The following is a 19,228-nucleotide window of genomic DNA, read 5'->3' as shown; positions in this document are numbered from 1 at the left end:
CGTCGGCGTCCCTATTTGACGTTAAATATGTTAATAAAACGTTGCAATATTGTCCTGATATTGAAGATAGCAGGTATGACGGTTGAACCGCAGCGTTTCGGTCGCTTTTAGCGAATTAAATGTTGAGGATATGATCGCGGTTACAAAATTGCCCTGAAACAGGGCAATTTGTGCAAAAACGCACTGTGAACGGGCAGCGTTATGCGCCCTGCCAACGGGTGAAAAGATCGTGCGGCAACGTGATATCAAACTGATCCAGAACACGATTAACCGTCTGATTAATCACATCATCCAGCGTTTGCGGGCAATGATAAAACGCGGGAACCGGTGGCATAATAACGGCGCCAATTTCAGCCGCCTGAGTCATGAGGCGCAGGTGTCCTAAATGCAGCGGCGTTTCCCGCACGCACAACACCAGCGGGCGGCGCTCTTTCAGGACAACATCCGCCGCACGGGTGAGAAGTCCGTCAGTATAGCTGTGTACAATACCGGAGAGCGTTTTGATCGAGCACGGTAAAATCACCATCCCCGCCGTCTGAAAGGAGCCAGAAGAGATACTGGCGGCAATATCGCGCGCATCATGGGTGACATCGGCCAGAGCCTGCACCTCCCGCAAGGAAAATTCGGTTTCCAGCGCAAGCGTCTGACGCGCAGCCGGACTCATCACCAGGTGGGTCTCCACATCCGCCACGTCACGCAGAACCTGCAACAAGCGCACGCCATAAATCGCGCCGCTGGCGCCGCTAATCCCTACAATGAGTCGTTTCATGATTTTTGCCCTTTCTTGCGTCTGGGCTGACTTTGCAGGATTTTACGGGGCGTTGCAAGCAAGGGCGCGGATTGCGCGCCCTTGCCGGGAGGAGAGATTAACCTTCGTTATGCATTTCCAGGTTTTCCACTTCGTTCTGACGCTGCATCGCTTTGACGTCATCATTACGCAGGGAATCCAGATAATCGAGATACTGCTGGTCAACGTCTTTCGTGACATACACGCCGTTAAAGACCGAACATTCAAACTGCTGAATATCCGGGTTCTCAGCGCGAACAGCTTCAATCAGATCGTCCAGATCCTGGAAGATAAGCCCATCAGCGCCGATGATCTGGCGAATTTCATCCACTTCACGACCGTGAGCAATCAGCTCATTTGCCGTTGGCATATCGATACCGTAAACGTTCGGGAAGCGAATTTCCGGCGCCGCAGAAGCCAGATAGACCTTCTTCGCGCCTGCTTCACGGGCCATCTCAATAATCTGTTCAGAGGTGGTGCCGCGCACGATGGAGTCATCCACCAGCAGGACGTTCTTATCGCGGAATTCAGCGCGGTTGGCGTTCAGCTTGCGACGCACGGACTTACGGCGCAACTGCTGGCCCGGCATGATAAACGTCCGGCCAACGTAGCGGTTTTTCACAAAGCCCTGGCGGTACGGTTTACCCAGAATGCGGGCGATTTCCAGCGCGATATCGCAGGAGGTTTCTGGAATCGGGATCACCACGTCGATATCCAGATCTTCCCATTCACGGGCAATTTTTTCGCCCAGCTTCGTCCCCATATTCACGCGGGCGCTGTAGACGGAAATTTTATCGATGAACGAGTCCGGGCGCGCAAAGTAGACGTATTCGAACAGGCACGGATTGCTGACCGGGTTATCCGCGCACTGGCGGGTAAACAACTGGCCTTTTTCGGTGATGTACACCGCTTCGCCCGGCGCCACATCGCGCAGGAATTCGAAGCCCAGCGTATCAAGCGCCACGCTTTCGGACGCAACCATATATTCAGTGCGGCCATCGCCAATGTCGCGCTTGCCCAGCACCAGCGGGCGGATGCCGTTCGGATCGCGGAAAGCCACCATACCGTGCCCGATAATCATCGCCACACAGGCATACGCGCCGCGAATCTGCCGGTTGGTCGCGGCAATGGCGGCAAAAATGTTATCGGCTTCCAGCGGATAATGACGGAAGTTATCCAGCTCACTGGCAAAAATATTGAGCAGGATTTCAGAATCTGACGTGGTGTTGATGTGACGACGTTTTTCTTCAAACAGCTTTTTACGCAGCTCATGCGCGTTGGTCAGGTTGCCGTTATGAGCAAGCGTGATGCCATACGGCGAGTTGACGTAAAAAGGTTGAGCTTCGGAGGCGCTGGAGCTGCCAGCCGTTGGGTAACGCACATGCCCGATGCCCATATTGCCCTGCATACGCTGCATATGGCGAGCTTCAAAAACATCGCTCACCAGTCCGTTTGCCTTACGCAAGCGGAAGCAGTTGTTGGCATCAATGGTGATGATGCCAGCGGCATCCTGACCACGATGCTGGAGCACCGTTAACGCGTCATAAATCGACTGGTTTACCGGCATAACACCGGCGATACCGACAATACCGCACATACGTCTTTTCCTCGTTAAGCCACATCTCAGAACCGTTACGTTCTGGGCAAGAAACTTGACGAGCTTTGCAGATAGTCAAAGAACCATCTGATGATGAAACTGAACTGCGGGATAAGCTGCGACTTGCTCCAGTCTTCGCTTTTCGACAGACCGGTAAACGTATCGAGAAAGAACAGAATGGCGGCGACGATTAACGCTCCTCGCAGCGCGCCAAAACAGATCCCCAACACCCTGTCAGTACCCGACAGGCCGGTTTTCTCCACCAGCTGACCTATCACAAAGTTCACGATAGCGCCGACGATAAGCGTCGCGATAAACAGTATCGCGATAGCAATCCCATTTCGAACCAGTTCGTCTTCAAAGCCCGTAAACCAGACAGACAGGTAAGTGTAGTAATGGCTGGCGACAAAGAAAGCACAACCCCATGTCACCAACGATAACGCTTCACGAACAAAGCCACGGATCAGGCTAACCAGACAGGAAAAACCAATCACCGCGATAATGGCGTAATCAATCCAGACCATATGTGTCCCACGATTTTACGCCCTGTCGTCCTGTTCGGGGCGCATTCTAACAGAAAAAGAAAACGTTTGCGTAGGGATTTCCTTCCCGTGCGTAAATAAAAATGGCGCTGAAAAAATATTCAACGCCATCAAACTTTTTGCCTCTTCGGGCATTGCCGGATGGCGGTGCAAGCACCTTATCCGGCCTACAAAACAGTACACCGTAGGCCTGGCTGAACTCCGCGCGGATGGCGGGCAAGCACCTTATCCGGCCTGGAAAACAGTACATCGTAGGCCTGATAAGACGCGCAGCGTCGCCATCAGGCAGCAGTGGCTTAGTTCGGGCTGTAACCCATCACCACGCCACTCAAACCGGAGATCTGCTGTAACTCGCCAAGAGAATTTTTCAGCTTGTCTCTTGAGGCGTCAGGCCCGACGAGGATACGGGTTATTTTACCCTGTACCGGCGTTGACGGAGAAGTATATACCCGGAAGCCCGCGCCACGAAGTTTACCCACTATCTCATTGACCTTATCGGCATTTTTCAACGCCCCCAACTGCACAACGTACGCTTTACCCGTTGGCGCGGGTTTTTCTTCAGCAGCAGGTTTCGGCTCAGGCGCCGGTGTCGGCGTTGCCGCTACCGGTTGCTGCGGCTTCGGCTGTGGTTTCGGTTTTTCAACCGGTTTCGGCTTCGGCGGCTCAACAGGTGCGGGGACAGGATCGAAACTGGCGTTGTTTTCCGCAGCAAAACGGGAAGGGTCCAGAGACGGCGCTGCCGCATCTCCGGCACGCACCTCCTCAGCAGCGCCTTCAGGCGGCTGGGTCGGCAACGCCTGTGTTGCGGCTGGCATCATATCAGGCTCATCGCGATCGCCAGGCTTTGGCACCAGCGGGATCGCCGCAAACTCATCCTGATAGTGTTTTTTCTGCCCGTCGAGCAACCCGGGAAGCACAATCACCCCGAGAGCGACCAGCACGATTGTGCCAACTAAACGATTCTGAAACTTACTCGCCACCGCTTCTCCCCGCGTCCATCACTTCCATGACATGTGCAACCGTGTGAAATGATCCACACACCAGCACGGTATCTTCTGGTTTCGCCTCTGCCAGCGCGGCATGCCACGCCAGCGCGACACTGTCATAGACAGTGCCTTTGCCCAGATGTTCCAGCAATTGCTCCGCCGTCGCGCCGCGAGGCCCTTCCAGCGGCGCGCAATACCAGTCGTCGACCACGCTTTTCAGCCAGGCTAATGTCCCTGCGATATCTTTATCATGTAGCATACCGATAACGGCAAGTATACGCCCGTTTTTCGGCAACATTTTCAGGCGTTCTGTCAGATATTCCGCAGCATGGGGATTATGTGCGACATCCAGAATCACCCGTGGCGATTCGCTCACTATCTGGAAACGACCGGGCAAAATCGCCCGGGCAATACCGTCACGAATCGCCTGCTCGCTGATGTTCAGCCCGCTGGCGCGCAGTGCCGCCAGCGCGGTGGCGGCGTTAGGCTGAGGCACCTGCGGCAATGGAAGATTCGCCAGCGTACCTTCGCCGTCCGTAAACGACCAGCCGTCGCCCGTCACATCATAATGCCAGTCCACGCCGCGACGCTGTAACTGCGCCCCGGTTTCCTGCGCCACATCGGCGATGGTATACGGCATTTCCGGTTCGCCGACGATAGCCGGTTTTTCCGCCCGGAAGATCCCCGCCTTCTCACGCCCGATACTTTCGCGATCCGGCCCCAGCCAGTCGGTATGATCCAACGCAATGCTGGTCACTACCGCAACATCCGCATCAACAATATTGGTCGCGTCCAGACGTCCGCCCAGCCCGACTTCCAGAATCACCACGTCAAGCTGAGCCTGCTTAAACAGCCACAGCGCCGACAGCGTGCCATATTCAAAGTAGGTCAGAGAAATGTCTTCGCGCGCGGCCTCAATCTCGGCGAACGAGGCGGTATGAGCAGACTCCGGCAACTCGTTTCCCTGCACGCGAACGCGCTCGGTATAGCGCACCAGATGCGGAGAACTGTAGACGCCCACTTTATAGCCCGCCGCCGTCAGCACAGACTCCAGCGTACGGCAGGTCGTTCCTTTACCGTTAGTACCCGCCACCGTAAAGACAAACGGCGCGGGTTTCAGCACGCCCAGACGCGCCGCAACCCGGCTTACGCGTTCCAGACCCAAATCGATAGTTTTACTGTGCAGGTTTTCCAGATAAGAAAGCCACGCTGCCAGGGGCGACGCGGCTTGGGGAATGCGTTTATTGTCCATGATGCCTGTAAATTTATTACGTTGAGAAAAGCAAAAGGCAGCGCCAGCTGGCCCTGCCCTTTTGTACTCGTCGTCTTTCAAGCTGCAGGTGTGTTGGCTGCTCTCGCTCACCCGAATCACTTGCCTGTGCAAGCTCATCGGGATTCGCTCTCTTGCCGCCTTCCTGCAACTCGAAATCCATAGAGTAAATTATCAGGCCTCGGGTTCCTGATCGGGTACCGGCGGCACCACCTCGCCTTCGCGCGGCGCATCCGGGTTCGGCGCCGGAAGATTCATCAGCTTCGCCAGAACGCTTGCCAGTTTCAGGCGCATTTCCGGGCGGCGGACGATCATATCGATAGCGCCTTTTTCAATCAGAAACTCACTGCGCTGGAATCCCGGCGGCAGTTTCTCACGTACGGTTTGTTCAATAACACGCGGGCCCGCAAAACCAATTAACGCTTTCGGTTCTGCAATGTTGAGATCGCCGAGCATCGCAAAACTTGCGGAAACGCCGCCCATTGTCGGATCGGTCAACACGGAGATATACGGCAGACCACGCTCTTGCATTTTCGCCAGCGCAGCGGAGGTTTTCGCCATCTGCATCAGCGACATCAGCGCTTCCTGCATACGCGCGCCGCCGGAAGCGGAGAAGCAGATCAGCGGGCAGTTATCTTCCAGCGCCTGCTCAACGGCACGGACAAAACGCGCGCCGACCACAGACCCCATAGAACCGCCCATAAAGGAGAACTCAAACGCCGCCGCAACAATCGGCATATCGTGGAGCGTACCTTTCATCACCACCAGCGCGTCTTTCTCGCCGGTTTCCTTCTGCGCGGAAGCCAGACGATCTTTATACTTCTTGGAGTCGCGGAACTTCAGCACATCTTTCGGCTCAAGTTCGCTGCCCAGTTCCACAAGGCTTCCTTCATCTAACAGGCTATGCAGGCGATTGCGCGCCGACATGCGCATATGATGGTCACACTTCGGACAGACCTCAAGATTACGTTCCAGCTCAGCACGGTATAAAACCTGACCGCAGCTATCACACTTGGTCCACACCCCTTCAGGAATGCTTGCCTTGCGGGTGGGAGTAATGTTGCTTTTAATTCGTTCAATCCAGCTCATTAGTGACCTTTCTGCCTGAACCTTAGTCGTCAGCTTTGTTATCAGGAGCGCATAATGCCATTTTTGCCCCCAACAGACTATGAATGTTGCACATTAAAACATAACAGCCCGAAACTTTGGATAAAAAAGTGGTCGAACCGCTGAGTTACTTTCTATTTTGCGGCACGCGACGCAGCGCGCTTATGGCGAATGATTTCAACCACGCCTGGCAATATCGACACCACAATAATCCCTACGATCAGTAACTTAAGGTTATCCTGAATCATAGGGATCGTACCGAAGAAATACCCCGCATATGTGAAGAGCAGCACCCATAAAAGCGCGCCAATAACGTTATACGCGGCAAAATGGCGATAAGACATATGTCCCATACCCGCAACAAACGGCGCAAAGGTTCTGACAATCGGGACAAAACGGGCCAGAATAATGGTTTTCCCGCCATGCTTCTCATAAAACTGGTGCGTCTTATCAAGGTAACTGCGACGGAAAATTTTTGAATTCGGGTTACTGAATAACCGTTCGCCAAACAATCTGCCGATCGTGTAGTTCACCGCATCGCCGACAATCGCGGCGATCAGCATTAACATCACCATAATATGTACGTTGAGATCGTTGGTTTCCAGCGACGCCAACGCGCCCGCCACAAACAGCAACGAATCCCCCGGCAGAAACGGCGTCACCACCAGTCCGGTTTCACAAAACAGGATCAGGAACAGAATGGCATATACCCAGACGCCGTATTCCGCGACCAGCTCCGCCAGGTGCACGTCAATGTGCAGGATAAAATCAATCAGAAAATAAATCAGGTCCATATTGATGCCTTATACGACTCAAATTAGTCCGCCAGAAACAGCGGGCCCAGTGGCGTTTTGGGAAGGTCAAACCGTTCCGGGTAATCAACCGCAACCAGATACAACCCTTCCGCTTTCGCCGTTGCTGCTGAAAGCCGCCTGTCCTTCGCCGCCAGCAACTCTGCTATCCAGCTCTCCGGCTGGTTGTGGGCGCCTACTTCCATCAGGCTACCGACAATATTCCTGACCATATGATGTACAAAGGCATTGGCTTTGATATCGACCACCACATACGCACCGTGACGCGTCACGTTAATGTGCATCACGTTTCGCCACGGCGTACGCGACTGGCACTGTACCGCGCGAAACGAGGTAAAATCATTTTCACCAATCAGACACTGCGCCGCCCGGTGCATACGTTCCGCGTCCAGCGGCTCATAAAAGTGCGTAACCCCATGACCTAAAATCGCCGGACGCAACCGATGATTGTAGATGATGTAGCGATAACGGCGAGCCGTTGCGCTAAACCGGGCGTGAAAATCCTCAGGTACAGCTTTAACCCAACGAACCGCGATGTCACCAGGTAAATTCGCATTTACACCCAGCGTCCATGCCGCGTCTTTACGCAACGCGGTGGTTTCAAAATGCACCACCTGCCCCGTTCCGTGTACGCCAGCGTCTGTCCGCCCGGCGCAAAACACGTTAACAGGTTCGTTGGCAACCTGAGAAAGCGCTTTTTCCAGCTTTTCCTGAACGCTGCGCACTTCGTTCTGGCGTTGCCAGCCATAATATTTGCTGCCGTCGTACTCAATGCCCAGCGCAATTTTATAAACTGGCGGTTGTTCCACTGCTGACATCAGTACAGGTACTCCTGCACCAGTTTTTCCGCAGTTTTAACCGCCATCAACGCGCCGCCAAAGCGAACGTTATCGGCCACCGACCAGAACTGAACCTGCTCCGGCATGCCATAATCGTTACGCACACAGCCGACAGAAAGCTGCGGATTGCCAGACGCATCGCCCACCTGAGTCGGGAAGTCAGTCTCTTCAGACAGCACAATATCTTCACCGCGAGAAAAAGCATCGCGCGCCTCTTCCGCCGCCAGCGGGCGCAGCGCTTCAAAACTGACCATTTGCGCATGGCCATAAAATACCGGCGACTGAATGCAACTGGCGGAAATCATCAGCCCGTCGTCTTGCAAAATCTTACGCACTTCGTCAACGATACGGCGCTCTTCGCGCACGCTGCCTTCACTGTCCGGCAGGAGCGGCAGCATGTTAAACGCCAGTTGACGACCAAAGAAATCATCTTCGTCGATAGGGATACCGTTGAGCAGTTTCGCGCTCTGACCGGCCAGCGCATCCACCGCTTTTTTCCCGTGTGCCGAGGCAGAAAGCAGGCTGGTGACGCTAATGCGCGACAGACCGCCTTCATCAATCAGCGGCTTCAGCGAGGCCAGCAACTGGCTGGTCAGGCTGTTGGCTACGGCGATCACATTGCGGTTGCGGTAATCGGCCAGCACAGACGGGTTCACTTCCGGCACCACTAATGGCACATCCGGTTCCAGGGCAAACAGGCCGCTGCTGTCGATCACCAGACAGCCCGCATTGGTGGCTTCCTCAACCCATGCGGCAGAGGCTTCAGCGCCAGCGACAAAAAACGCCAGCTGCGCCTGCGTCCAGTCAAAATCAGCGACATCCTGCACAATGACCGACTTGCCGCTATAGCGCAGATGTTCGCCCGCACTTTCATTACGCGCCAGCGCATAAATCTCACCGACCGGGAACTGACGTTCAGCCAGCGTTTCGAGCAGGGCTTCGCCTACGGCGCCTGTTGCGCCCAGGATGGCAATGTTCCAGCCTTCAGACATGGTGGTTTACTCCAGAAATAGCAAAGCTCCCCGCGCTATGCAGGGAGCGACAAAAAGAATGTTAATGGGCCGGATGATGAACGGCGTTGAAACCGAGCTTATGCAGCAGCGTGGCGGCACTGGCATCGTCGCACATCACGTACAAGGAAGACCATTCACGGCGCTCAAGGTAATTCTTACGCAGCTTATCAAACTCGCCCGGAATTCCGGCGACTTTACGCAGTGGCGCATCATCGCGGCGCACATCATACACCAAATGCGCCAGCCTTTTCAGCGTCGGCTGATCCAGCGGGCCATGCAGCGTAATACGCCCAAACTCCGGCGCGGGTAGCAGCGTATCCAGCGCCACTTTTTGCGCCCGTCCGATAAACGTACTATAGGCTTCAAAGACCTGCGTGGTGCCGCGCGCCTTCCCTTCCAGGGTATAACCGGCAATGTGCGATGTGCCGATATCAATTTTTTCCAGCAGCGCCACGTTGAGATCGGGCTCCCCTTCCCAGACATCAAGCACCACGCTCAGCGACTGCCCGGCATTCAGGCGCGCCAGCAGCGCGGTGTTATCCACCACCGGGCCGCGACAGGCGTTAATCAGAATCGTCCCCGGCTTCAGCCGCCCGATCAGCGCCTCATCCGCCAGGTGCAGCGTCTTGTAAGGCCCCTCTTTATACAATGGCGTGTGGAACGTCAGAATATCCGCTTCCTGGACCAGCTCATCCAGCGAGCGGAAATCACCTTCATCGCCCCGGTCCGCACGCGGCGGATCGCACAGCAAAGTGCGAATGCCCAACGCTTCCAGCCTCGCCTGCAAGCGAGCGCCAACATTACCTACGCCGACAATCCCCACGGTGCGGTCGCTTAAAGCAAAACCGTCACGCTCCGCCAGCATCAGTAAAGCGGAAAAAACATATTCAACAACAGCGATAGCATTGCAGCCAGGCGCCGCTGAAAACCCCACGCCAGCCTGCTTAAGCCACACCTCATCCACATGATCGGTCCCGGCGGTTGCGGTGCCGACAAATTTGATGGATTTCCCCCCAAGCAGCGCTTCATTCACTTTGGTGACTGAACGCACCATTAACGCATCCGCATCATCAAGTTCTGCAACGGGAATGGGGCGACCGGGAACCGCTTTGACCTCGCCCAGACGGCTAAATAATTCGCGGGCATAAGGCATATTTTCATCAACGAGGATTTTCACGTCTGCGTACCTGTTTGAGAACGAGAGTTAACCGGGCAAGTGTGCCATAATCTGGCCGCCAGGCATACTTTGCTAAGATTTATGGTTTAAGGATAAGTGATGATGCAACCCATTTCCGGTACTCCCGCACGCCCTCCCGGTGAAGGTCAGACTGCGCCTTCCGTTGCCGGAGAACAGCCGCTATCCACCCAGCAGCGCACGGTGCTGGAACGCCTGATTACGCGTCTGATTTCGCTGACGCAACAGCAAAGTGCGGAAGTCTGGGCCGGAATGAAACACGATCTGGGCGTAAAAAGCGACACGCCGTTACTGTCGCGTCACTTCCCCGCCGCAGAACAAAATCTCACGCAACGCCTGAGCGTCGCTCAGCAGAACCACGCGAATCGTCAGGTGCTCTCGCAGTTGACGGAATTATTGAGCCAGGGGAACAACCGTCAGGCCGTCAGCGATTTTATTCGCCAACAGTACGGTCAGACGGCGCTCAGCCAGTTAACGCCCGAGCAGTTAAAGAATGTGCTGACGCTACTGCAACAGGGGCAACTTTCCATTCCTCAGCCTCAACAACGTCCGCCAACCGACAGACCGTTATTGCCTGCCGAGCATAATACGCTCAACCAACTGGTGACGAAGCTGGCCGCCGCGACGGGCGAATCGGGCAAACTTATCTGGCAGTCCATGCTGGAACTTTCCGGTGTGAAAAGCGGCGAGCTGATCCCTGCAAAACAGTTCACGCACCTGGTCACCTGGCTGCAAGCGCGCCAGACCCTCAGCAACCAGAGCGCGCCTACCCTACAGACGCTACAGGCGGCGCTAAAACTGCCGCTGGAGCCGAATGAATTCACGGCGTTAAGAGATTACGCCCAGCAGACATATCAGGCGTTGCCGCATACAATTCTGACAACCGCTCAGGTTCAGGATCTGCTGAACCAGGTCTTTCTACGCCGCGTTGCGCGCGAAAGAGAGTTAACCGAGCCGCATCACATTCAGCCGATATTCAGCCCGTTCGCCCCGATGATTGAAACCATCAAATCCGTAACGGCGCGACCGGGGCTGATCTTTATCGCACTGGCGGTTGCCTTCATTCTGTTCTGGCTGGTGTCTTAACCCCGGCGAAACGACAGCAGCGTCACCACAATCCCCACGACGGCAGAAATCGCCCCGGCGAGGAATACGGAAGAGTAGCCGCATGAGGTGGCTAACAGCCCGGCCAGCGGGCCGGTAATGCCGTAGGAGATGTCCTGAAACGCGGCATAGCCGCCAAGTGCCGTACCGCGTACCTGAGAAGGTACGCGCTTCACCACTTCAACGCCCAGCGCCGGGAAGATGAGCGAGCACCCAGCCCCGGTTAACGCCGCACCCAATAGCGCAATCCAGGCCACTGGTGCCAGCCAAAGCAGCACCAGCCCTGCCGTTTCGACCAACAGGGACGCAACCGCCACCTTCACACCGCCAAAGCGATCCGGCATCCAGCCAAACAACACGCGCATCAGCACGAAAGCGCCGCCAAACGCGGTCAACGTAAAACCGGCCATCGCCCAGCCTTTACTGGCGAAATAGAGTGAAATGAAGGTGCCGATAACGGCGAAGCCAACCCCCTGTAGCGCCAGCCCCAGGCCCGGCTTCCAGATGAGGCCGACGACGCTCCACAGCGACGGACGTTCGCCCGCGTGCGCAGGTACTTTACGCACGGTGCCATTAAATGCCCAGGCCAGCAGCGGCAGCGCCATTGTTGTTCCTGCCAGCGCCGCAAAACCGTAATGGCTGTGAATCAGTAAACCAAGCGGCGCACCGGCAGCCAGCGCGCCGTAAATCGCCATGCCGTTCCACGACATCACTTTACCGGAGCGCGAAGGCCCTACCAGCCCCATCCCCCAGGTCAGAGTTCCGGTCAGTAGCTGGCTTTCGCCAAAACCCAGGATCAGTCGCCCGACGATCAGCAACGCGAATTTTACAGGTACAGAAACAGGTAACAACGCCGCCAACAGCCACGCGCCCCCCGCCAGCGCGCAGGCCAACATCCCCTGTAGCGCGGAACGTTTAGCGCCATATTGATCGGCCAGTCGCCCGGCGTAACCACGGGTCAATACCGTTGCAAGGAATTGAATGCCCACCGCGATGCCGACCATCGTGTTGCCATAGCCCAGCTCATGGTGAACAAAAAGAGGGATTACAGGTAACGGTAAACCGACCGTCATATAGGTCAGAAAAACCGCAAAAGCGATACGAAAAAGCGAAAAATTCGCAGAAGGTGTTTTTTCTTTTTGGGATACAGCTGTCATGCGTTACTCCAGAATGCAGAGTAAGGCGAGGAAATGCCACGCCCCCTCCACCTGACCATCAGGATTAAGGTGCGTTGGATAACGTTAAACGCTTACGCATTATCATGGGGATAATGTTGAGCGTGAAGTCTGCCTGTGGGAGACCGGGCTTGTCAACTTAGAAATCACAGCATTATTTGTCATTTCTGTCGAATTGAACACGGTTAAAACATACTGTCATTTTCTTTCAGGGAAAAAAGTAATGAAAGCGTTTCCTCTTATTACGCTTATCCTGTTGCTTTGCGGCTGCGCCACACCTCATCGCGATAGTACGCAGGATATTAACCAATTCTATCTCTCATGGATGAAAACATTCACAGAGGATCAGGATACCCCTCATGATAAGTCGGCATTAATGCAACGCTATGTCGCGAAAGAACTTATCAATCGCCTGACGCTAATTGATAACCTTTATGAGCAGGAAATCGTGGCGTCAGACTACTTTATGTACGTGCAGGACTACGCGCCGGAATGGATCGCTAAATTCCACGCAGGAACAGCCAGTGCTTTTTTGGGAGGTGAAAAAGTGGATGTATGGCTTGGCGATTCCGATACCCGCCTTATCCATTTAATGGTGTACACTCGCCGGGAAAATGGTCAATGGAAAATTTATCGGGTACGCGATCTTACCCACCAGTTTGAACACCCGATCTACGATGCAGGCGCTATTGCCCGCGCCAGGGCGTGGTCGGCAAAAGTCGCGCAGGAATACGAAAACAAGCAATAAAAAAGGGAGCCATTATCGGCTCCCCTGTAGGCCTGATAAGCGAAGCGCCATCAGGCAAACGTTGATGTCGGATAGCGGCGTAAACGCCTTATCCGCCCAACGTCTTCAGATTTACGCTTTCAGCTTACGCATAACCAGCGTCGCGTTGGTGCCGCCAAAGCCGAAGCTGTTGGACATAACGGTCGTCAGCTCGCGATCGGTGGCTTCGGTTACGATGTTCAAACCTGCCGCTTGCTCGTCCATCTCTTCAATGTTGATGCTCGGCGCGATAAAGCCGTGTTCCAGCATCAGCAGCGAATAGATAGCTTCCTGCACGCCAGCCGCACCCAGAGAGTGACCGGTCATCGCTTTGGTCGCGGAGATAGCCGGGCTCTTATCGCCAAAGACTTCACGAATTGCGCCCAGTTCTTTCACGTCGCCTACCGGCGTAGACGTACCGTGGGAGTTCAGGTAGTCAATCGGAGAGTCAACGCCGTGCATCGCCATCTGCATGCAGCGCACTGCGCCTTCGCCTGACGGTGCAACCATGTCAGCGCCATCGGACGTTGCGCCGTAACCGACGATTTCCGCATAGATGTGCGCGCCGCGCGCCAGAGCATGTTCCAGTTCTTCAACCACAACCATACCGCCGCCGCCCGCGATAACGAAACCATCACGGTTCGCATCATAGGTACGAGAAGCTTTAGACGGATCGTCGTTGTATTTGGTGGACAGTGCGCCCATCGCGTCGAATTCACACGCCATTTCCCAGCACAGCTCTTCGCCGCCGCCGGCAAAGACGATGTCCTGTTTGCCCAGTTGAATCTGTTCAACCGCGTTGCCGATGCAGTGCGCAGAGGTCGCGCAAGCAGAGCTGATGGAGTAGTTCACACCGTGGATTTTAAACGGCGTAGCGAGGCAGGCAGAAACGCCGGAGGCCATCGCTTTGGTCACTACATACGGGCCAACGGCTTTCAGACCACGCGGGCTACGCATGGCATCTGCGCCAAAGACCTGGAATTTCGGGGAACCGCCGCCGGAACCTGCAATCAGGCCAACGCGCGGATTATTCTGGTAAGTTTCTACAGAGAGACCCGCATCAGCAATCGCCTGCTCCATAGAAAGGTAAGCATAGATGGATGCGTCGCTCATAAAGCGCACTACTTTGCGGTCAATGAGGCCAGTGGTATCCAGTTTGACGTTACCCCAAACATGGCTACGCATGCCGGAGTCCTTCAGCTCCTGAGAGAAAGTGATCCCTGAACGTCCTTCACGCAGAGATGCCAGGACTTCCTGCTGGTTATTACCGATGCTGGAAACGATGCCCAGGCCAGTAATCACTGCACGTTTCATTCAATACCTCTGTAAGTCGCACTATTTTAAGATTCGACTCGCACAATAGCGTACACTTGTACGCCGAACAAGTCCGATCAGCCAATTAATATGGAAATTTGCGCCTCCGGGCGCACATCGCTAAGATCGTGACACTGCCTGTCAGACGAGTAACTTACGTGAAACAATACGCTATACAACCTGCCAACCTTGAATTCAACGCTGAGGGTACACCTGTTTCCCGAGATTTCGATGACGTCTACTTTTCCAATGATAATGGGCTGGAAGAGACGCGTTATGTTTTTCTCGGCGGCAATCAGCTTGAGGAGCGTTTTCCGCTGCACCCTCGCCCATTATTCGTGGTGGCGGAGAGCGGTTTCGGCACTGGCCTTAACTTCCTGACGCTCTGGCAGGCGTTCTCGCAGTTTCGCGACGCTCACCCTGAGGCTACGCTACAAAGATTACATTTTATCAGTTTTGAAAAATTTCCCCTGACGCAGGCCGATCTCGCGTTAGCCCATCAACACTGGCCGGAGCTTGCCCCCTGGGCACAGCAGCTACACGCGCAGTGGCCGCTGCCGCTGGCCGGGTGCCATCGTCTGATTCTTGATGACGGTCGCGTGACGCTAGATCTCTGGTTCGGCGATATTAATGAACTGACGGGGAAACTGGATGAATCCCTGAACCAGAAAGTGGACGCCTGGTTTCTGGATGGTTTTGCCCCTGCGAAAAACCCTGACATGTGGACGCAGAATCTGTTTTCCACCATGGCGCGACTGGCTCGCCCCGGCGGAACGCTGGCGACGTTTACCTCTGCGGGATTCGTGCGCCGGGGGTTGCAGGAGGCAGGGTTCACGATGCAAAAACGCAAAGGTTTTGGCCGCAAGCGTGAAATGCTTTGCGGCGTCATGGCGCACACGCTGACGTCCCCCTCCCCGACGCCGTGGTTCACCCGCAGCGGCAGCGCCAAACGAGACGTCGCAATCATCGGCGGTGGCATCGCCAGCGCGCTGCTGTCGCTGGCGCTTCTGCGCCGCGGCTGGCAGGTAACGCTCTATTGTTCAGATGAGCAACCCGCGCAAGGCGCATCCGGCAATCGCCAGGGGGCGCTTTATCCCCTGCTCAGCAAACACGATGCGGCGATTAACCTCTTTTTCCCGAGCGCGTTTACGTTCGCGCGGCGTCTGTATGACGCGTTGCCGGTGACTTTCGACCATGACTGGTGCGGCGTCACGCAACTGGGCTGGGACGAAAAGAGCCAGCATAAAATCGATCAGATGCTGTCGCTGGCGTTGCCCGATGCGCTCGCAGTGGCTGTAGATCCAGACCAGGCGCAGCAGGAAACAGGCGTGGCGACACACTGTCGCGGAATAACGTATCCGGCTGGCGGCTGGCTGTGCCCCGCACAATTAACCGCTGCGGTGCTGGCGCTGGCGGCCACACAAGGGCTGCGGAGGCATTATACACACACGCTCACCGCCCTTTCGCACCAGGCCACAGGCTGGCAGTTGCAATTTGCAGAGGGTAAGGCAGTTGAACATGAGGTGGTCGTGCTGGCAAACGGGCATCAGATTAACCACGTTGACCAGACGCGTCCGTTACCGGTCTATTCGGTGGCTGGTCAGGTAAGCCATATCCCGACGACGCCTGCGCTTTCCGCATTACGCCAGGTGCTGTGCTACGACGGATACCTCACGCCGCAAAACCCTGCCACTCATCAGCACTGCATTGGCGCCAGTTACCATCGCGGCAGTGAGGAAACTGCCTATCGTGAAGACGATCAGCAGCAGAATCGCCAGCGCTTGATCGACTGCTTCCCGAATGCCGCATGGGCAAAAGAGGTTGATGTCAGCGAAAAAGCGGCGCGCTGTGGCGTACGCTGCGCCACGCGCGATCATCTGCCGATGGTCGGAAATGTGCCGGACTATGATGCAACGCTCGCACAATACGCCGCCCTTGCCAGACAGAAAGACGCTGCCGAACGCGCGCCGGTTTATCCTGATTTGTTTATGCTGGGAGCGCTCGGATCGCGCGGGTTGTGTTCAGCCCCGCTCTGCGCGGAAATTCTCGCGGCGCAAATGAGTGAAGAGCCCATTCCGATGGATGCTGACACGCTGGCGGCGTTAAACCCGAATCGTCTGTGGGTACGGAAGTTATTGAAGGGAAAAGCGGTGAAATAAGTCCATCCGTTGGATGAACGTTAACGCCACCCGGCAAGGTGAAAATGCCGGATGGCGACGCATCCGGCCTACGCGTTAATGGCCTTCTGGAACAGGTTATCCCACATCTCTTTCACTAACGCCTGGTCACGCGGCGACAACTCGCCTGCGCCAATCGCTTTTTCCAGGCTGCTGGTGACGTTGGCATACACCGCTTCTGCGGAATGGTCATCACCGCCTTCCAGTTCTGCAACTGCTAACGTCAGGTGGCCACGCAGATATCCGCTGGCAAACAACTCATCATCGCTTGCGTGCTCTACCATATCGTCGATTAATGCCAGAATGCGTGATTCAAACTCCGCGATCATCTTCTTTCCTCATTGTAAACGTGGCGTCGGCCTCAGTTGAGCGCTTCCGGCCACGGGAACTGTTCCGCCGTAATGTCAGGCGTGTGATAATAATTCTGTAACGCTTTAATAAACCGGGCCGGGCGTTCAGGAATGCCTTTTTCCAGGTACTCCATCACCTGAGCATGAACCCGGCGCTGAAATACCACGCGATCCGGTTCGAAGTCCCCTTCCAGGTTGTCGCAACTGACGTTAAACGGATAACCCGCCGCCACGCAAAACAGCCAGTCAAAGGCCTGCGGTTTCACTTCCACGTCTTCAAACTGGCTTTGGGTTTGCGCATCACGCCCATCCGGGCAATACCAGTAACCAAAATCCACCAGCTCGCGACGCGCCTTTCCGGCAATACACCAGTGCGAAATCTCATGCAGCGCGCTGGCGTAAAAGCCGTGCGCAAAAACAATCCGGTGGTACGGCACGTCCGCATCAGCAGGAAGATAGACCGGTTCGTCATCGCCTTTAATCAGACGGGTATTAAAATCGTCGGCAAAGCAGCCGTTAAAAATATCAATTAGCTGTTGGTAATGATGCGTACTGTTCATTAGTTCATCCCCAGCAAGTGGAGAATCTCCTGTCCGTGGTTATCATAAAGTAGTTTGGCGCTCATCACCGCAGAGACGATGACTATCATCGGGCGAATGAGCTTCTGTCCTTTGCTTAACACCAGTCGCGAGCCCATACGAGCGCCCAGAAACTGGCCAATCAGCATCACGAAACCTGTCGCCCAAATGACTTTACCGCCAATAGCGAACAGCAACAGGCCGCCAATATTCGAGGTGGCATTCAACACTTTGGCATGGGCGGTGGATTTCGCCAGGTTGTACCCGCACAGCGTCACAAACGCCAGCGCGTAAAACGATCCGGCAGCCGGGCCGAAGAAGCCATCGTAGAATCCGACGCAGCCCCCGGCGACCAGCGCGAAAGGCAGGCCATAAAGCCGACGCTGACGATCCTCTTCGCCGAGTTTCGGCATCAACAGGAAATAAAGGCCAATACAAATAACCAGCACCGGTAAAATCTGCCGCAAAATGCTCGCCTGGACATATTGCACCAGTAACGCGCCGCTCATTGAGCCAATGAACGTCATCAGAATATTGAGTTTCTGATCGGCAAGATTGACCACTTTGCGACGAATGAAATAGATTGACGCGGAGAGTGAGCCGCCGCAGGCCTGCAATTTATTGGTCGCCAGCGCCTGTGCTGGCGACATGCCTGCCGCCATTAATGCAGGGATCGTTAATAAGCCGCCTCCCCCCGCCAGCGAATCAATAAATCCAGCCAGCATTGCCACGAAAAAAAGAACAATCAATAACAGCGGGGACACCATAAACAGATTTAAAAAATTGTCCATTAGAGTACATGCTCATCCAGTAGCGCCTGGCAGGAAGGCGGCAACGGTGGCGGTGTCTTCTTCTCAGGCTTTGTTGTTCCAGGTTCAGGAGGTTCAAACCAACTTTGTAGTTCTGCGCCGCATCCATCGCCAGGCGGAGGCAAAGGCTGATCTTCGCACTCCAGGCTGTCGGCAGGGCAACGTAATCGTACATGCATATGCGCACGATGCTGGAACCAGGGTCGCACTTTACGCAACCAGTCACGATCGGTTCCGGCATCCAGGCATAACTGCTGTTTAATGGCAGGATTAACAAAAATACGCGTGACGTCGTTATCTTCCGCCGCCAGTTTTATCAGGCTGGAAATTTCCGGCTTCCACAGCGAAGGCACCACATGTTTGCCGTCGCGGGAGACCAGGTCAATTGCCTGAGGTCGCAGTAGCTGCGCCTGCGTCCAGCGTGTTTTCGGCAGTTGCAGAAAAATATCGACATCGAGCCCGGTCTGGTGGCTGGCATGTCCGCCGTTGAACCGCCCTCCCGCAGGCATCCCCATATCGCCGATCAACACCGTTCCAAATCCAAGGTTGCTGACCTGAGTGCTCAGTCGTTGAATAAACATCACGAGATCGGGATGACCAAAATAGCGGCGCTGATCGGTACGCATCACCTGATAGTGTTCGGACTGCACGGGAAGCGTGTCTGCCCCAACAATGCAGCCATTCGAAAAGCCGCCGATGGATTGCGCACTTCCGGGAACAGGATGCGTAATTTTCTGCCAGGGCGTCGCCGCCAGGCTGGCGCTGCTGACCAGAAGAGCCAGCAACGCGAGTGCCGTTTTTTTCATT

General features: G+C 55.3%; 18 protein-coding genes and 1 pseudogene. 3 read left to right on the top strand and 16 right to left on the bottom strand.

Annotation, left to right across the window (positions count from 1 at the left end):
• Window positions 1-199: 199 nt before the first annotated feature.
• The 10 genes and pseudogenes from OGY62_RS16330 to pdxB all read right to left on the bottom strand — a co-directional run.
• Window positions 200-775: pseudogene (locus tag OGY62_RS16330) on the bottom strand (UbiX family flavin prenyltransferase); the annotation flags it as partial.
• 91 nt (window positions 776-866) lie between these two features.
• Window positions 867-2,384 (bottom strand): amidophosphoribosyltransferase, encoded by a 1,518-nt coding sequence (gene purF, locus OGY62_RS16325; protein ID WP_012131457.1) that lies wholly within the window; start codon window positions 2,382-2,384, stop codon window positions 867-869.
• A gap of 35 nt (window positions 2,385-2,419) precedes the next feature.
• Window positions 2,420-2,908 carry a colicin V production protein gene (gene cvpA, locus OGY62_RS16320; protein ID WP_012131456.1) on the bottom strand — a complete coding sequence of 163 codons (489 nt, stop codon included), beginning with the start codon at window positions 2,906-2,908 and terminating at the stop codon, window positions 2,420-2,422.
• A 314-nt stretch (window positions 2,909-3,222) separates the two neighbouring features.
• Window positions 3,223-3,906: a cell division protein DedD gene (gene dedD, locus OGY62_RS16315; protein ID WP_012131455.1), complete on the bottom strand. Its 684-nt coding sequence runs from the start codon at window positions 3,904-3,906 to the stop codon at window positions 3,223-3,225.
• Entirely contained in the window at window positions 3,896-5,164 is a 1,269-nt protein-coding gene (gene folC / locus OGY62_RS16310) for a bifunctional tetrahydrofolate synthase/dihydrofolate synthase (RefSeq protein ID WP_012131454.1), read from the bottom strand. The genes dedD and folC overlap by 11 nt, the downstream gene beginning before the upstream one ends.
• Before the next feature lie 192 nt (window positions 5,165-5,356).
• Window positions 5,357-6,271, bottom strand: coding sequence for an acetyl-CoA carboxylase, carboxyltransferase subunit beta (gene accD, locus OGY62_RS16305; protein WP_012131453.1), 915 nt, complete (start codon window positions 6,269-6,271; stop codon window positions 5,357-5,359).
• Window positions 6,272-6,423: 152 nt separating this feature from the next.
• Entirely contained in the window at window positions 6,424-7,083 is a 660-nt protein-coding gene (locus OGY62_RS16300; RefSeq protein WP_012131452.1) for a DedA family protein, read from the bottom strand.
• Between the two features lie 23 nt (window positions 7,084-7,106).
• A complete protein-coding gene (truA, locus tag OGY62_RS16295) occupies window positions 7,107-7,919 on the bottom strand; it encodes a tRNA pseudouridine(38-40) synthase TruA (RefSeq protein ID WP_012131451.1) in 813 nt (270 codons plus the stop codon).
• A complete protein-coding gene (locus OGY62_RS16290) occupies window positions 7,919-8,932 on the bottom strand; it encodes an aspartate-semialdehyde dehydrogenase (protein ID WP_012131450.1) in 1,014 nt (337 codons plus the stop codon). The genes truA and OGY62_RS16290 overlap by 1 nt, the downstream gene beginning before the upstream one ends.
• A 61-nt stretch (window positions 8,933-8,993) precedes the next feature.
• The gene (gene pdxB / locus OGY62_RS16285; RefSeq protein WP_286460293.1) at window positions 8,994-10,130 is read right to left on the bottom strand and encodes a 4-phosphoerythronate dehydrogenase PdxB; all 1,137 of its coding nucleotides are present in this window, start codon (window positions 10,128-10,130) and stop codon (window positions 8,994-8,996) included.
• A gap of 102 nt (window positions 10,131-10,232) precedes the next feature.
• Here pdxB and flk point away from each other — a divergent pair, with 102 nt between their 5' ends.
• Entirely contained in the window at window positions 10,233-11,234 is a 1,002-nt protein-coding gene (flk, locus tag OGY62_RS16280) for a flagella biosynthesis regulator Flk (RefSeq protein ID WP_071260297.1), read from the top strand.
• On the opposite strand, the gene OGY62_RS16275 is transcribed toward flk, so the two are convergent.
• Window positions 11,231-12,409: an MFS transporter gene (locus OGY62_RS16275; RefSeq protein WP_047462305.1), complete on the bottom strand. Its 1,179-nt coding sequence runs from the start codon at window positions 12,407-12,409 to the stop codon at window positions 11,231-11,233. The genes flk and OGY62_RS16275 overlap by 4 nt on opposite strands.
• A gap of 241 nt (window positions 12,410-12,650) precedes the next feature.
• Between OGY62_RS16275 and OGY62_RS16270 the strand changes: the two genes are divergently transcribed.
• Window positions 12,651-13,175 carry a YqhG/Tai3 family protein gene (locus tag OGY62_RS16270; protein ID WP_012131446.1) on the top strand — a complete coding sequence of 175 codons (525 nt, stop codon included), beginning with the start codon at window positions 12,651-12,653 and terminating at the stop codon, window positions 13,173-13,175.
• Between the two features lie 111 nt (window positions 13,176-13,286).
• On the opposite strand, the gene fabB is transcribed toward OGY62_RS16270, so the two are convergent.
• Window positions 13,287-14,507, bottom strand: coding sequence for a beta-ketoacyl-ACP synthase I (gene fabB / locus OGY62_RS16265; protein ID WP_058667781.1), 1,221 nt, complete (start codon window positions 14,505-14,507; stop codon window positions 13,287-13,289).
• A gap of 158 nt (window positions 14,508-14,665) precedes the next feature.
• Between fabB and mnmC the strand changes: the two genes are divergently transcribed.
• Window positions 14,666-16,666, top strand: a complete 2,001-nt coding sequence (gene mnmC / locus OGY62_RS16260) for a bifunctional tRNA (5-methylaminomethyl-2-thiouridine)(34)-methyltransferase MnmC2/FAD-dependent 5-carboxymethylaminomethyl-2-thiouridine(34) oxidoreductase MnmC1 (protein ID WP_112001876.1) — start codon at window positions 14,666-14,668, stop codon at window positions 16,664-16,666.
• 68 nt (window positions 16,667-16,734) lie between these two features.
• Here the strand turns inward: mnmC and OGY62_RS16255 are convergent, their stop codons facing one another.
• Genes OGY62_RS16255 through mepA form a run of 4 tightly spaced genes read right to left on the bottom strand, consistent with a single transcriptional unit; the run spans window position 16,735 to window position 19,227 of the window.
• Complete coding sequence (locus tag OGY62_RS16255) at window positions 16,735-17,013, bottom strand: YfcL family protein (RefSeq protein WP_012131443.1); 279 nt, start codon at window positions 17,011-17,013, stop codon at window positions 16,735-16,737.
• A gap of 32 nt (window positions 17,014-17,045) precedes the next feature.
• Complete coding sequence (locus OGY62_RS16250) at window positions 17,046-17,594, bottom strand: elongation factor P hydroxylase (RefSeq protein ID WP_012131442.1); 549 nt, start codon at window positions 17,592-17,594, stop codon at window positions 17,046-17,048.
• Window positions 17,594-18,403 carry a sulfite exporter TauE/SafE family protein gene (locus OGY62_RS16245; protein ID WP_012131441.1) on the bottom strand — a complete coding sequence of 270 codons (810 nt, stop codon included), beginning with the start codon at window positions 18,401-18,403 and terminating at the stop codon, window positions 17,594-17,596. Before OGY62_RS16245 ends, OGY62_RS16250 begins: the two co-directional genes overlap by 1 nt.
• Complete coding sequence (gene mepA, locus OGY62_RS16240; RefSeq protein WP_012131440.1) at window positions 18,403-19,227, bottom strand: penicillin-insensitive murein endopeptidase; 825 nt, start codon at window positions 19,225-19,227, stop codon at window positions 18,403-18,405. The genes OGY62_RS16245 and mepA overlap by 1 nt, the downstream gene beginning before the upstream one ends.
• Window position 19,228 lies beyond the last annotated feature (1 nt).

Origin of the sequence: Citrobacter sp. CK198 (genome assembly GCF_030333295.1) — a bacterium.
Classification (GTDB): domain Bacteria; phylum Pseudomonadota; class Gammaproteobacteria; order Enterobacterales; family Enterobacteriaceae; genus Citrobacter_B; species Citrobacter_B koseri.
Note: the sequence above shows the minus strand (reverse complement) of the source record. Positions and strands in the feature narration are given on the sequence as shown.